The sequence below is a fragment of the Marinomonas sp. AWM4_232 genome, from assembly GCF_056158325.1.
Genome location: NZ_JBSWTA010000001.1, coordinates 1 through 13959, shown reverse-complemented (window position 1 = coordinate 13959; position 13959 = coordinate 1). Strand labels below are relative to the sequence as shown.

Annotated in this window: 8 protein-coding genes; 5 read left to right on the top strand and 3 right to left on the bottom strand. The window is 49.0% G+C overall.

What is annotated here, in order from left to right; all coding sequences use genetic code 11:
- The first annotated feature begins 63 nt into the window (after nt 1-63).
- Genes ACXAC1_RS00040 through ACXAC1_RS00030 form a run of 3 tightly spaced genes read left to right on the top strand, consistent with a single transcriptional unit; the run spans nt 64 to nt 3222 of the window.
- Nucleotides 64-747: a response regulator transcription factor gene (locus ACXAC1_RS00040; RefSeq protein WP_475057354.1), complete on the top strand. Its 684-nt coding sequence runs from the start codon at nt 64-66 to the stop codon at nt 745-747.
- On the top strand, nt 710-2167 hold the full coding sequence (locus ACXAC1_RS00035) for a sensor histidine kinase (protein WP_475057351.1): 1458 nt from the start codon (nt 710-712) through the stop codon (nt 2165-2167). The genes ACXAC1_RS00040 and ACXAC1_RS00035 overlap by 38 nt, the downstream gene beginning before the upstream one ends.
- Complete coding sequence (locus ACXAC1_RS00030) at nt 2167-3222, top strand: ABC transporter substrate-binding protein (RefSeq protein WP_475057349.1); 1056 nt, start codon at nt 2167-2169, stop codon at nt 3220-3222. The genes ACXAC1_RS00035 and ACXAC1_RS00030 overlap by 1 nt, the downstream gene beginning before the upstream one ends.
- 53 nt (nt 3223-3275) lie before the next feature.
- On the opposite strand, the gene ACXAC1_RS00025 is transcribed toward ACXAC1_RS00030, so the two are convergent.
- On the bottom strand, nt 3276-4754 hold the full coding sequence (locus tag ACXAC1_RS00025) for a RimK family protein (RefSeq protein ID WP_475057346.1): 1479 nt from the start codon (nt 4752-4754) through the stop codon (nt 3276-3278).
- 178 nt (nt 4755-4932) lie between these two features.
- Between ACXAC1_RS00025 and ACXAC1_RS00020 the strand changes: the two genes are divergently transcribed.
- A complete protein-coding gene (locus ACXAC1_RS00020) occupies nt 4933-6045 on the top strand; it encodes a GNAT family N-acetyltransferase/peptidase C39 family protein (protein WP_475057343.1) in 1113 nt (370 codons plus the stop codon).
- Here ACXAC1_RS00020 and ACXAC1_RS00015 read toward each other — a convergent pair.
- Nucleotides 6032-6877 carry a universal stress protein gene (locus tag ACXAC1_RS00015; RefSeq protein WP_475057341.1) on the bottom strand — a complete coding sequence of 282 codons (846 nt, stop codon included), beginning with the start codon at nt 6875-6877 and terminating at the stop codon, nt 6032-6034. The genes ACXAC1_RS00020 and ACXAC1_RS00015 overlap by 14 nt on opposite strands.
- An 11-nt stretch (nt 6878-6888) precedes the next feature.
- Nucleotides 6889-8373: a SulP family inorganic anion transporter gene (locus ACXAC1_RS00010; protein WP_475057338.1), complete on the bottom strand. Its 1485-nt coding sequence runs from the start codon at nt 8371-8373 to the stop codon at nt 6889-6891.
- Between the two features lie 199 nt (nt 8374-8572).
- Between ACXAC1_RS00010 and ACXAC1_RS00005 the strand changes: the two genes are divergently transcribed.
- Nucleotides 8573-13959 (top strand): retention module-containing protein (locus ACXAC1_RS00005; RefSeq protein ID WP_475057335.1); only part of this gene is annotated, 5387 nt, incomplete at its 3' end.

Below are 13959 nucleotides of genomic sequence, written 5' to 3'. Positions count from 1 at the left end.
TGATCACAAGTCCGGTTGAGTTGATCATCCGGACTTGTTTCATTTTGGCCTTATGGAGCTCGTATGCGTATTTTAGTGGTAGAAGATACCGAAGTATTAGGGCAGGCAATATGCGATCGATTGTCCAGTTTGGGGCATGGCGCAGATTTGATTCAGGATGGTAAACAAGCAAACGAATTTTTGCGTTATCAGTCGGTGGATCTCATCATTCTTGATTTGAACCTACCAAATGTATCTGGTTTGCAGATATTGCAAGCTTTACGACAACGAGAAGACGCTACGCCAGTGTTGATTTTGACCGCACGAGGCCAAGTGGATGATCGGATTCGCCTCCTCGATGCAGGGGCAGATGACTATTTAACAAAACCTTTTGATTTTGGTGAGCTTGAGGCTCGCTGTCGCGCTTTGCTAAGACGCAAACAGGGTTATGCTTCCAACATTACCGAGCATGGCAATATCACCGTTGATCGCGATAGTCGACAGGTCATGGTGGATAAAGAAATTCGAGCGATTACAAACAGAGAATTTCGTTTATTAGAAATCTTCTTAGGGCATTTAGGTCGAGTGCTAAGTAAAGATGAAATCACGGAGCATCTTTTTAATTTTGATGAGACGCCCGGACCGAATGCCATTGAGCTGTATGTGGCAAGGCTGCGAAAAAAGCTATCAGGAAGTGATTTGGTGATTAGCACATTGCGAGGCATAGGCTATGTGGCGGAGATCTCTACGTCCGTTAAGCGCGTATGAGCGTCAGCTTGATTATCAGCATTCGCCTTCGTTAAGAGGGCGATTTATTGTTTTCGGCGCATTCGCGATTATCTTGATCGCATTATTAGCGATTAAACTGGTATTTGATTACAGCGAACGGTTGGCTGATATTTCTTATGATCGTTTGTTGCGTAGCGCTTTGTTGCAAATGGATGAAAATGTCGGTCAGGTTGAAGGGGAAATCACCATTGATATTCCTTGGTCTGCTTTTGCCACGCTAGCTCAGGCAAGTGACGACCGAGTTTTCTACAAGGTTGAAAGCTCCTCCCAAGGCTTCATTACGGGCTATTTTAATTTAGATTCCTCACCTAGTTTACCCGTCGAGTATGGCACTATTCAGTTTTTTGATCGAACGTACTCTGGTGAAGTGTTGCGCTTCGCTTGGTTAGAGCGTTATATCACCGAGCCAGATGCTAGTGGTACCGTGCGAACGGTGCTTGCGCACACGCGTTTATCTAGGGAAGAGATGGCTGCCTCAATTACTCAGCGAGCCGTTGAACTGATTACTTTGGTGGCGCTGGTGTCGATTGCTTTGATTGTGATTGGCAGTCAGATTGTGTTGCGACCATTACACCGAATTGAGCAAGTTTTAGAGTCTCGAACCCCAGGGGACCTGACGCCACTTACATTGAAAACGCCAAGAGAAACCTACCACTTAAAAGTCGTTATTAATGATTTTATGTTGCGTTTGCACAGCAACCTGGAAGAGTTAGAAAACTATACAGGAAACGCCGCACACCAATTGCGTACACCGATAGCGAGCCTAAAAGCGTTGGCGGAAAATGCACGTGATATCGGTAAACCTGAGCAGCAGCGCCAAGCTCTGGAAAAGATTATTGAGCAGTGTGAAGCGCTGAGCGATACGGTGAGCTTTCTTTTGAATCAAGCGACGATTAGCCATCGACTGCAATCTCAGCCAATGGGCTTAATTGATCTGGTTCAGCCTATCCGTGAGTCTTGTCGGGCTCAAGCTTTAACCGCTTTGCGCAAAGGCGTCATGCTATGTTTTGACAGTGAGCTGGAAGAAGCCATCATTGTCGGGGATACCATTGCAATCGAACAGATGATGCAGAATCTAATAGAAAATGCGGTTCGTTACAGTGTGTTAGAAAATGGCATCGAACAAAAAGAAGTGGTGATTCGCATTACTCCTATGCCAAAGATTTACCGAGTTGAGGTCATTGATCAGGGGGTAGGGATTAGTGATGTTGATAAGCAGCGCGTGTTTGAGCGTTTTTATCGTGGACGCTATGACATTGCAGGAACAGGCGTTGGCTTATCGTTAGTCAAAGACATTGCTAAACACCATCAGGCTGATATTACTTTGTCTGATAATCACCCTCATGGCACCGTGGTAACGGTTGACTTTCCTGCTTTTAAGTTTCGAGAGGATAGCTAATGAAACGATTTCTCGTATGGTTTAGTTGCCTATTTGCACCGTTACTGCATGCGGAGCCAATTTGGTTTGGTGCTTCGACTGCGCAAAGGGTGCTGTATATTAACTCTACTTTGGATATGAGTTCGTTTAGGCCGTTATTAGAGCGCTTTGTTGCGCGCCATCCAAATATTCGCGTTGGCTATGTAGACGTCAACTCACTAGAACTGTATTACCTAACCGTTTCTGAATCTGCTCGGCCAAGTGCAAGCTTAGTGATTAGTAGTGCCATGGACCTACAGTTAAAGCTAGTGAATGACGGCTTTACACAGCCTTATCGCTCTGATGAGACTGAACGACTGCCAAGTAATGCGAAATGGCGTAATGAAGTATTCGCTTTTTCTTATGAGCCGGTAGTTATGATGGTGAACAAAAAGGCGTTTACTAATATAGATATCCCTCAAGACCGACAAGCTTTGCTCAGTTACATTCGTCAAAACAATGAGGATGTATCCGGACGTATGGGAACTTATGACATCCGCAAGAGTGGCGCGGGCTATCTTTTAGCCAGTCAAGATGCAAGGCAAGCGGACGCTACGTGGGGACGTTTGTTAGAGGCTTTTGGAAGTCATGGGGTGAAAACCTATTGTTGTTCCGGTGAAATTATTGACGCTGTTGCGAGTGGGGAATTAGTTGTTGGTTATAACTTGATAGGGTCTTATGCTGCGCAGCGTGCCAGTAATGATCCGAGTATCGAAGTGATCATCCCAAAGGACTACACACTGATGCTTATGCGTACAGCGGTTATCCCTAAGCACGCACCAAATGCCTTAGATGCCGGCCTTTTTATAGATTTTCTATTATCTGATGAAGGCCAGTCACTGATGACCAGTGAGGAATTGCTTTACCCGATTCGTGCATCTGAATACGAACCGCATTTTGCCATGCCCATCGGGCCGACCAGAACGATTCGAACGGTAGATTTAGACCAACAGTTGCTAGTGGGACGTGATTTAGTAAAGCAGCGTCGTTTTATCAAGAACTGGGAGCTTGCTCTAGAGCTTAGCAGTGATGACTGATATGAGTGAAATAGCCGAATGAGGTTCTCAAACGGCTTTTTGATAATTTCTACTTAAAAGTCGGATTGGCCTTGCGTCTTTTGCTGCATGCGACGAAGGAATTCTGACATGATTTGCATGTACAGCTCGTCACCTAAGTATTTGTCTTCGACACCACGGTCGATGCTAGGGTTGTCATTCACTTCAATCACATAGCCGCGACCTTTTACTTCTTTTATGTCGACACCGTATAAACCGTTACCAATCGGTTTGGTTGCGGCGATCGCGGCTTGTAGGACACGACGGGGTACTTCGAACGTTGGCAATGTATCAAAGCCGCCGCTTTCACTTTTTGATTCGCCGTGTTGGTAAATCTGCCAGTGATTTTTCACCATGTAGTAACGGCAGGCAAAGATCGGTTTGTTATTCAAAATACCAATACGCCAGTCGAATTCGGTGTACAGGTATTCTTGTACCAGCAATAAGCTCGACTTCTTAAACAGTTCGTCCAGACACTTGGTCAATTCCACACGATCTTGGGCTTTTAACACACCTTTTGAAAATGCGCCGTCAGGAATCTTAACCACCATAGGGTAGCTAATATGCTGTTCTAAGGCGTCTTCAATATTGCTTTCACCTTTATGGATAATGCGAGTTTTCGGGCTTGGTACTTTGTGTGTATTGAACAAGTCCGCTAAGTACACTTTGTTAGTACAACGCATGATTGACTGCGGATCATCCATTACCACTAGGCCATAGGCTTCGGCTTTCTTGGCAAATTGGTAAGTGTGGTGGTCGATATTGGTGGTTTCACGAATAAACAAACCATCGTATTCTGGCAGGCGTACGATGTCCTTCGGACCAATGATGTCTACTTGGATACCCAGTTGCTTACCTGCTTGCACAAACTTTTTAAGGGCTTGCTTGTCACTTGGTGGTAGTTCCTCTTCTGGGTTTATCAGCATCGCTAAATCAAACTTAATGCTGCGGCTTTTACGCGCTTTGCTCCATACTTTATTGCTAAAGCCATCTAGTGCTTCGGCAAACAAGGTTTCTTCTGCATCGTCTAATACTTGGTGTGATGTAGCTTTTAAAGATTTCACTTGCCACTGTTTTTTAAAGCTTAAGGTGAACTCAATGACAGGAGACGGGAATTTCTCAAACAGCTTACGTGCAAATTCCTTTAGCTCTGGGCGCAAAGTATTACCAAACACCGCGTGGCCTTTAATAGTGGTTGGTTCGTTCGGTGTGCCAAGTTTCTCAGCCAAAGCAGGTAGCCATTGGGATAACTCAATGTCGTAAAGAGCCTTTTTATTTAGATCATTTAAAGTGCGTACCGATGGCATGACATTGTGGCCACGGCTTTCTGCAAGCAAAGAGCAGTAGTATCCGTCAGATAAATAACGGCTGCTCTTACACAAGTTAATAATACGTGTGCGGTCGTTTGCCTTCGTTGTAAGGGAAAGATATTGAGGGAAGGTGATGACGTGATCGCTTGGAAGAAATGCTGACCAGTCTTTTAATTGATCGACCACGATGTAAGTTTGTGCCATGCAGAAAAGTCCTTCTATAGGCTTGTTGATATGCGCGGATAATGCGCTCTTTTTTGCTTTTCTAATAGTAGTCAATTATTCAAATTTTAAGCATATTTAGGACTATATTTTCACTAGGCCGTTGCCCTAGAATCCGCTTCATTATTATTGTCTTGGTTAAGGCTCAGAGGGCCTTTTTATGACATCAAACATAAACGTTCGTATTGCACAGCTTTCCGATTTAGAAGCGCTAGACATGCTTGAAAAAGAGGCGTTCCAAGGGGATCGCATGAGTCGCCGTAGTTTGCGGCATGCCATTAAGGCGGAGACGTCTTTCATGTTGGTTGCCTATGACAATGAAACACTTCAAGGGTATGCATTGGTTCACTTCTTTAAAGGGCGCGCTCATGCTCGCTTGTATTCCTTAGCGGTATCGCAGCATGCCCGTGGCAAGGGAGTTGGATCGCTATTGCTTAAGCAATCCGAAAAGCACGCTGCGAGGCACGGCTGTATTTCTTTACGATTGGAAGTCAGTGAAAGGAACGAAGCTGCGATTGCGCTTTATAAGAAGCTAGGTTATCGAACCTTTGGTAGTTATCAAAACTATTATGAAGACACCAGTAATGCGGTACGGATGCATAAACGTATTCGAGCATTTGATGACAAAAGTAAGCTCCTAAAAGTGCCTTATGTTGGGCAGCGCACGCCGTTTACCTGTGGTCCTGCTTCTTTGTTAATGGTGTGTGCGGCGAATGATGAAAGTGCGGATGTTTCCCTAGAGCATGAATTGGATATTTGGCGTGAAGCCACAACGATTTACATGACCAGTGGTCATGGCGGATGTCACCCGACGGGGCTTGCGCTGGCCGCAAAGCGTCGCGGATTTGATGCTGAAGTCTGGTTGAATGATGATCAGCCGTTGTTCTTAGATGGTGTTCGTGATGAACTTAAGAAGACAGTGCTTGCCGCTTGCCATAATAAGTTCTTAAAAGAGAGTGCTGCAGAAGGTGTGCAAGTCCATGGTCAGCCTATGACGGTATTGGATTTAAAGCAGGCTGTGGATGGAGGGCAATGGGTAATTGTCTTAATTAGTACTTATCGCTTTGATGGCAAGAAAGCTCCACATTGGGTGGTGGTGACTGGTTATGATGAGCAGCATATATATGTGCATGATCCAGATTTTGAGGAAGATGTAGCCTTAGTTGAATGTCAGTATGTGCCTTTGTTGATTACTGACTTTGAGAAGATGAGTAAGTTTGGCCGCTCGCAGTTGCGAGCGGCGGTCTTAGTTTCAAAAGCTAACGCAGAATAAGTACGGGTACTGTACTTTCCGTTAGCATTTTGGTGGTGTTGCTTCCCACAAAAAACTGCCTAACTTTGGAATGGGCGTAAGCCCCCATAGCAATGAGATCAATCTTATGCTGCTGTTGAAATGACAGCAGCGTAGATTGAATGTTTTCACCCTCGATCAAATGCCCCGTTACATTAAAGCCCAAATCAACTAGCTTGGACTTTGCTTTATCTAGGGTTTCTTGTTGACCATTTTTATCGCGCTTAACCATAACCAGATGGCATGGAATATCCTTGAGTAAAGGGCTATTGGCTATTTTCTCAAGCGCTTTGATAGAGGTTTCGCGCCCATCGAATGCGACCATGAAAGAGCTTGGTGTCGAGAACTCACTTGGAATGACCAAAATAGGTTGTGATAGTGTGCGAGCAGCATGCTCAAGGTTAGAGCCAATCACATGTTGCTGGCAATGCTCAGTGCCTTGCTTGCCGACGATAAATACTCGTGCGTCATGCTCTAGATCGCTAAGAGTAGCGACAAAGTCGCCGTGTCTTTGAAGCGGTGTCGCGCTTACGCCATTTTGTTGCAAATGTGCTTGTGCACCGTCAAGAAGTAGGCGGCCATGTTCCAATGCAAGCTTAGCGCGTTTTTCATCAAGCTCAGTTAGCTCTGACAGCAAATGCTCACGACTGCTGAAGCCAATGGTGCCAGATAAATCATGAGTTTGAGAGTTTGTTTTCTCTAGCGCGTGAAGCAAGGTAACGGGCGCTTCAGTTTTCTTAGCAAGCCATTCAGTGGCATTAAGCACTTGCTCGGTTAAAGGTGATCCATCAATGCAAGCTATGATCTGTTTCATACAACCTCTCCTTAATGTCCATTTAAAAGCTTTTCTGCTTCTTCAGGTTTGTTGTGTACGCCAAATTTGTCAACTACCGTTGCAGTGGCTTCGTTCATCCCGATCACATCAACATTAGCTCCCTCGCGACGGAATTTAATCACGACTTTATCTAGGGCTGACACCGCCGTGATATCCCAGAAATGTGCTTGAGACAGATCAATGGTCACATTCGGCACCACTTCTTTGAAATCAAATGACTGATTAAACTGCTCTGATGAAGCAAAGAATACTTGGCCGACGACTTTATAAGTTGTGTGGTCAGTAGAGTGCTCGTTTTTTACCACCATAAAGCGGCCAATTTTGTTAGCAAAGAATAATGAGGCAAGTAAAACACCAGCGAATACGCCTAATGCAAGGTTATGAGTAGCGACAACAATGGCTACGGTGGCCAGCATGACAACGTTTGTTGACATTGGGTGATGTTTAAGATTGATAACCGATTCCCAAGAGAAGGTACCAATAGAAACCATGATCATCACTGCAACCAATGCTGCCATTGGAATCTGGCCAATCAGATCATCTAAGAAGACCACCATGATTAGCAACAACACACCAGCGAAAAAGGTGGATAAACGACAACGACCACCGGACTTAACGTTGATAACAGATTGTCCAATCATGGCACAACCAGCCATGCCGCCCATCAAACTAGCGCCGATGTTGGCAACGCCTTGACCTTTACATTCACGGTTGCGATCACTAGTGGTGTCGGTCAATTCATCGACGATGGTGGCGGTCATCATAGATTCCAGCAAGCCGACAACCGCAAGGCCCAATGAGTAAGGCAAAATAATCATCAATGTCTCTAAATTAAGAGGGACATCCGGTAGAAGGAAGATAGGCAACGAGTCTGGTAGCTCACCCATATCGCCTACGGTGCGTATGTCTAAACCAGCCGCAAGAGAGAAAGCGGTTAGCACTACAATACATACCAATGGGCTTGGTAAAGATTTGCCGATAACAGGTAGGTAAGGGAATAAATAAATGATACCAAGTCCTGCAGCCGTCATCGCATAAACATGCCAAGTCACGTTAGTCAGCTCAGGCAGTTGTGCCATAAAGATTAGTATTGCCAGAGCATTAACGAAGCCTGTGACAACCGAGCGCGACACAAATCTCATTAAACTACCGAGCTTGAGATAGCCCGCTATAATTTGTAAAACACCACATAAAAGGCTGGCCGCGAGTAAGTACTCTAGACCATGTTCCTTAACTAAAGTCACCATTAACAGAGCCATGGCGCCTGTGGCAGCAGAAATCATCCCTGGACGGCCGCCTAAGAACGAAATAATTACCGCAATACAGAATGATGCGTACAGGCCAACTTTCGGATCAACCCCCGCAATGATCGAAAAGGCAATCGCTTCTGGTATCAAAGCTAACGCCACCACGGTACCGGACAATACGTCACCACGTATGTTCGAGAACCACTCTCTTTTTAATGTATCAGTCATGGACACCCTTTATTCGATAGAGAAAGCGCAGCTGAATAAATGCGACACATTGCATGCCATACGCTGCTAAATGAAGTGAGCTATTATAAAGAGAGCTAAAGGTTAACGCAATTTCACTCTAATTGTACCTAGGTACAATAGATTCCTTGCGCAAAAGGGACTAGCTTTGTAATCAGAATAATTTAATTAGGTATTTCTCATGAGCGATAATCAACAAAATTTTGTAGCACTTGGTGAACCTGTTGGGTTTGTTACACAACTTGAAGGAATTGTGCGGGTTAAGTCTGTAGACGGCACCGAGCGTACATTAAGTGTTGGTGATCCTATTTTTGAAGGCGATATAGTGGTTGCTGCATTGAATGGCGGAGCGACTATAAGCTTTTTAAATGGAAACGAAATTTTTGTCGCAAGTGAGGCCTCGGCTGAAATTAATGAAGAAGTATTATCGCTTGCCAATCAGAACCAGCTAGATGATGAATTATTTCAAGAAAGTGAAGGCGCGGACTTTATTGCGGATGGCAGTGCCGAGTTAACAGATTTGCAACAAGCTATCTTAGCTGGGCAGGACCCTACACAGGTTCAAGAAGCGCCTGCAGCTGGTGAAGCACCAATTGATGATGGAGATGGTGGCGTAACGGTTGATATTGAACGTTCAAACCAGGAAGCAAACCCAACATACGGCTATGATACCGAAGGTCCAGAATCTAACGAAACAACTTTAGATGGTGGTCAAGAATCAACAGCTTTGGCGGCTGATACCGAAGCTGAGCCAGAACCAGAAGCTGAACCTGAGCCGGAAGCTGAGCCAGAACCGGAAGCTGAGCCAGAACCAGAGGCTGAGCCAGAACCAGAACCAGAACCAGAAGCTGAACCTGAACCTGAGCCAGAACCAGAAGCTGAACCTGAGCCGGAAGCTGAGCCAGAACCGGAAGCTGAGCCAGAACCAGAGGCTGAGCCAGAACCAGAAGCTGAACCTGAGCCAGAACCAGAAGCTGAGCCAGAACCACAACCTGAGCCAGAACCACAACCTGAGCCAGAACCACAACCAGAGCCAGAACCACAACCTGAGCCACAACCAGAGCCAGAACCGGAAGCTGAGCCAGAACCACAACCTGAGCCAGAACCACAACCTGAGCCAGAACCAGCATTGTTATCAATCAATTCATTGGACGTATCAGAAGGGTCACCAGCGCAGTTCGACGTTGCCCTGACTAATGAAAGCAACACCGCAACCGATGTGGTGATGACGCTGTCGGACGGCAGTGCGAACGCAGGGGCTGACTACGATGCGGCCAATGTGTTGGTGACGTACGCGGACAGCCGTACAGAAACGATTGCGGTGAACGGTGACGGTACGTTTACGGTATCCGTGCCAGCAAACAACACGACGTTCTCGATCACGGTGCAAACCGCACAAGATACAACGTTTGAAGGCGATGAGACCTTTACGTTAAGTGGTTACACGGCGTCACAAGGTGAAGCGAATGCGGCCGAGGGCACGGCGACGATCACAGACGATGGCACCACCGAGCCACCAGGTGGCGGTACACCAGACGATGACCGATTGAGTGTCTTGAGCATCAGCAGCCTGGACGTATCAGAAGGGTCACCAGCGCAGTTCGACGTTGCCCTGACTAATGAAAGCAACACCGCAACCGATGTGGTGATGACGCTGTCGGACGGCAGTGCGAACGCAGGGGCTGACTACGATGCGGCCAATGTGTTGGTGACGTACGCGGACAGCCGTACAGAAACGATTGCGGTGAACGGTGACGGTACGTTTACGGTATCCGTGCCAGCAAACAACACGACGTTCTCGATCACGGTGCAAACCGCACAAGATACAACGTTCGAAGGCGATGAGACCTTTACGTTAAGTGGTTACACGGCGTCACAAGGTGAAGCGAATGCGGCCGAGGGCACGGCGACGATCACAGACGATGGCACCACCGAGCCACCAGGTGGCGGTACACCAGACGATGACCGATTGAGTGTCTTGAGCATCAGCAGCCTGGACGTATCAGAAGGTTCACCAGCGCAGTTCGACGTTGCCCTGACTAATGAAAGCAACACCGCAACCGATGTGGTGATGACGCTGTCGGACGGCAGTGCGAACGCAGGGGCTGACTACGATGCGGCCAATGTGTTGGTGACGTACGCGGACAGCCGTACAGAAACGATTGCGGTGAACGGTGACGGTACGTTTACGGTATCCGTGCCAGCAAACAACACGACGTTCTCGATCACGGTGCAAACCGCACAAGATACAACGTTTGAAGGCGATGAGACCTTTACGTTAAGTGGTTACACGGCGTCACAAGGTGAAGCGAATGCGGCCGAGGGCACGGCGACGATCACAGACGATGGCACCACCGAGCCACCAGGTGGCGGTACACCAGACGATGACCGATTGAGTGTCTTGAGCATCAGCAGCCTGGACGTATCAGAAGGGTCACCAGCGCAGTTCGACGTTGCCCTGACTAATGAAAGCAACACCGCAACCGATGTGGTGATGACGCTGTCGGACGGCAGTGCGAACGCAGGGGCTGACTACGATGCGGCCAATGTGTTGGTGACGTACGCGGACAGCCGTACAGAAACGATTGCGGTGAACGGTGACGGTACGTTTACGGTATCCGTGCCAGCAAACAACACGACGTTCTCGATCACGGTGCAAACCGCACAAGATACAACGTTTGAAGGCGATGAGACCTTTACGTTAAGTGGTTACACGGCGTCACAAGGTGAAGCGAATGCGGCCGAGGGCACGGCGACGATCACAGACGATGGCACCACCGAGCCACCAGGTGGCGGTACACCAGACGATGACCGATTGAGTGTCTTGAGCATCAGCAGCCTGGACGTATCAGAAGGGTCACCAGCGCAGTTCGACGTTGCCCTGACTAATGAAAGCAACACCGCAACCGATGTGGTGATGACGCTGTCGGACGGCAGTGCGAACGCAGGGGCTGACTACGATGCGGCCAATGTGTTGGTGACGTACGCGGACAGCCGTACAGAAACGATTGCGGTGAACGGTGACGGTACGTTTACGGTATCCGTGCCAGCAAACAACACGACGTTCTCGATCACGGTGCAAACCGCACAAGATACAACGTTTGAAGGCGATGAGACCTTTACGTTAAGTGGTTACACGGCGTCACAAGGTGAAGCGAATGCGGCCGAGGGCACGGCGACGATCACAGACGATGGCACCACCGAGCCACCAGGTGGCGGTACACCAGACGATGACCGATTGAGTGTCTTGAGCATCAGCAGCCTGGACGTATCAGAAGGGTCACCAGCGCAGTTCGACGTTGCCCTGACTAATGAAAGCAACACCGCAACCGATGTGGTGATGACGCTGTCGGACGGCAGTGCGAACGCAGGGGCTGACTACGATGCGGCCAATGTGTTGGTGACGTACGCGGACAGCCGTACAGAAACGATTGCGGTGAACGGTGACGGTACGTTTACGGTATCCGTGCCAGCAAACAACACGACGTTCTCGATCACGGTGCAAACCGCACAAGATACAACGTTCGAAGGCGATGAGACCTTTACGTTAAGTGGTTACACGGCGTCACAAGGTGAAGCGAATGCGGCCGAGGGCACGGCGACGATCACAGACGATGGCACCACCGAGCCACCAGGTGGCGGTACACCAGACGATGACCGATTGAGTGTCTTGAGCATCAGCAGCCTGGACGTATCAGAAGGTTCACCAGCGCAGTTCGACGTTGCCCTGACTAATGAAAGCAACACCGCAACCGATGTGGTGATGACGCTGTCGGACGGCAGTGCGAACGCAGGGGCTGACTACGATGCGGCCAATGTGTTGGTGACGTACGCGGACAGCCGTACAGAAACGATTGCGGTGAACGGTGACGGTACGTTTACGGTATCCGTGCCAGCAAACAACACGACGTTCTCGATCACGGTGCAAACCGCACAAGATACAACGTTTGAAGGCGATGAGACCTTTACGTTAAGTGGTTACACGGCGTCACAAGGTGAAGCGAATGCGGCCGAGGGCACGGCGACGATCACAGACGATGGCACCACCGAGCCACCAGGTGGCGGTACACCAGACGATGACCGATTGAGTGTCTTGAGCATCAGCAGCCTGGACGTATCAGAAGGGTCACCAGCGCAGTTCGACGTTGCCCTGACTAATGAAAGCAACACCGCAACCGATGTGGTGATGACGCTGTCGGACGGCAGTGCGAACGCAGGGGCTGACTACGATGCGGCCAATGTGTTGGTGACGTACGCGGACAGCCGTACAGAAACGATTGCGGTGAACGGTGACGGTACGTTTACGGTATCCGTGCCAGCAAACAACACGACGTTCTCGATCACGGTGCAAACCGCACAAGATACAACGTTTGAAGGCGATGAGACCTTTACGTTAAGTGGTTACACGGCGTCACAAGGTGAAGCGAATGCGGCCGAGGGCACGGCGACGATCACAGACGATGGCACCACCGAGCCACCAGGTGGCGGTACACCAGACGATGACCGATTGAGTGTCTTGAGCATCAGCAGCCTGGACGTATCAGAAGGGTCACCAGCGCAGTTCGACGTTGCCCTGACTAATGAAAGCAACACCGCAACCGATGTGGTGATGACGCTGTCGGACGGCAGTGCGAACGCAGGGGCTGACTACGATGCGGCCAATGTGTTGGTGACGTACGCGGACAGCCGTACAGAAACGATTGCGGTGAACGGTGACGGTACGTTTACGGTATCCGTGCCAGCAAACAACACGACGTTCTCGATCACGGTGCAAACCGCACAAGATACAACGTTTGAAGGCGATGAGACCTTTACGTTAAGTGGTTACACGGCGTCACAAGGTGAAGCGAATGCGGCCGAGGGCACGGCGACGATCACAGACGATGGCACCACCGAGCCACCAGGTGGCGGTACACCAGACGATGACCGATTGAGTGTCTTGAGCATCAGCAGCCTGGACGTATCAGAAGGGTCACCAGCGCAGTTCGACGTTGCCCTGACTAATGAAAGCAACACCGCAACCGATGTGGTGATGACGCTGTCGGACGGCAGTGCGAACGCAGGGGCTGACTACGATGCGGCCAATGTGTTGGTGACGTACGCGGACAGCCGTACAGAAACGATTGCGGTGAACGGTGACGGTACGTTTACGGTATCCGTGCCAGCAAACAACACGACGTTCTCGATCACGGTGCAAACCGCACAAGATACAACGTTCGAAGGCGATGAGACCTTTACGTTAAGTGGTTACACGGCGTCACAAGGTGAAGCGAATGCGGCCGAGGGCACGGCGACGATCACAGACGATGGCACCACCGAGCCACCAGGTGGCGGTACACCAGACGATGACCGATTGAGTGTCTTGAGCATCAGCAGCCTGGACGTATCAGAAGGTTCACCAGCGCAGTTCGACGTTGCCCTGACTAATGAAAGCAACACCGCAACCGATGTGGTGATGACGCTGTCGGACGGCAGTGCGAACGCAGGGGCTGACTACGATGCGGCCAATGTGTTGGTGACGTACGCGGACAGCCGTACAGAAACGATTGCGGTGAACGGTGACGGTAC

Bases quoted from the DNA above. Each gene is read 5' to 3' on its own strand.
- ACXAC1_RS00040 (WP_475057354.1), top strand. From the start codon at position 64: ATGCGTATTTTAGTGGTAGAAGATACCGAAGTATTAGGGCAGGCAATA.
- ACXAC1_RS00035 (WP_475057351.1), top strand. From the start codon at position 710: ATGTGGCGGAGATCTCTACGTCCGTTAAGCGCGTATGAGCGTCAGCTT.
- ACXAC1_RS00030 (WP_475057349.1), top strand. From the start codon at position 2,167: ATGAAACGATTTCTCGTATGGTTTAGTTGCCTATTTGCACCGTTACTG.
- ACXAC1_RS00025 (WP_475057346.1), bottom strand. From the start codon at position 4,754: ATGGCACAAACTTACATCGTGGTCGATCAATTAAAAGACTGGTCAGCA.
- ACXAC1_RS00020 (WP_475057343.1), top strand. From the start codon at position 4,933: ATGACATCAAACATAAACGTTCGTATTGCACAGCTTTCCGATTTAGAA.
- ACXAC1_RS00015 (WP_475057341.1), bottom strand. From the start codon at position 6,877: ATGAAACAGATCATAGCTTGCATTGATGGATCACCTTTAACCGAGCAA.
- ACXAC1_RS00010 (WP_475057338.1), bottom strand. From the start codon at position 8,373: ATGACTGATACATTAAAAAGAGAGTGGTTCTCGAACATACGTGGTGAC.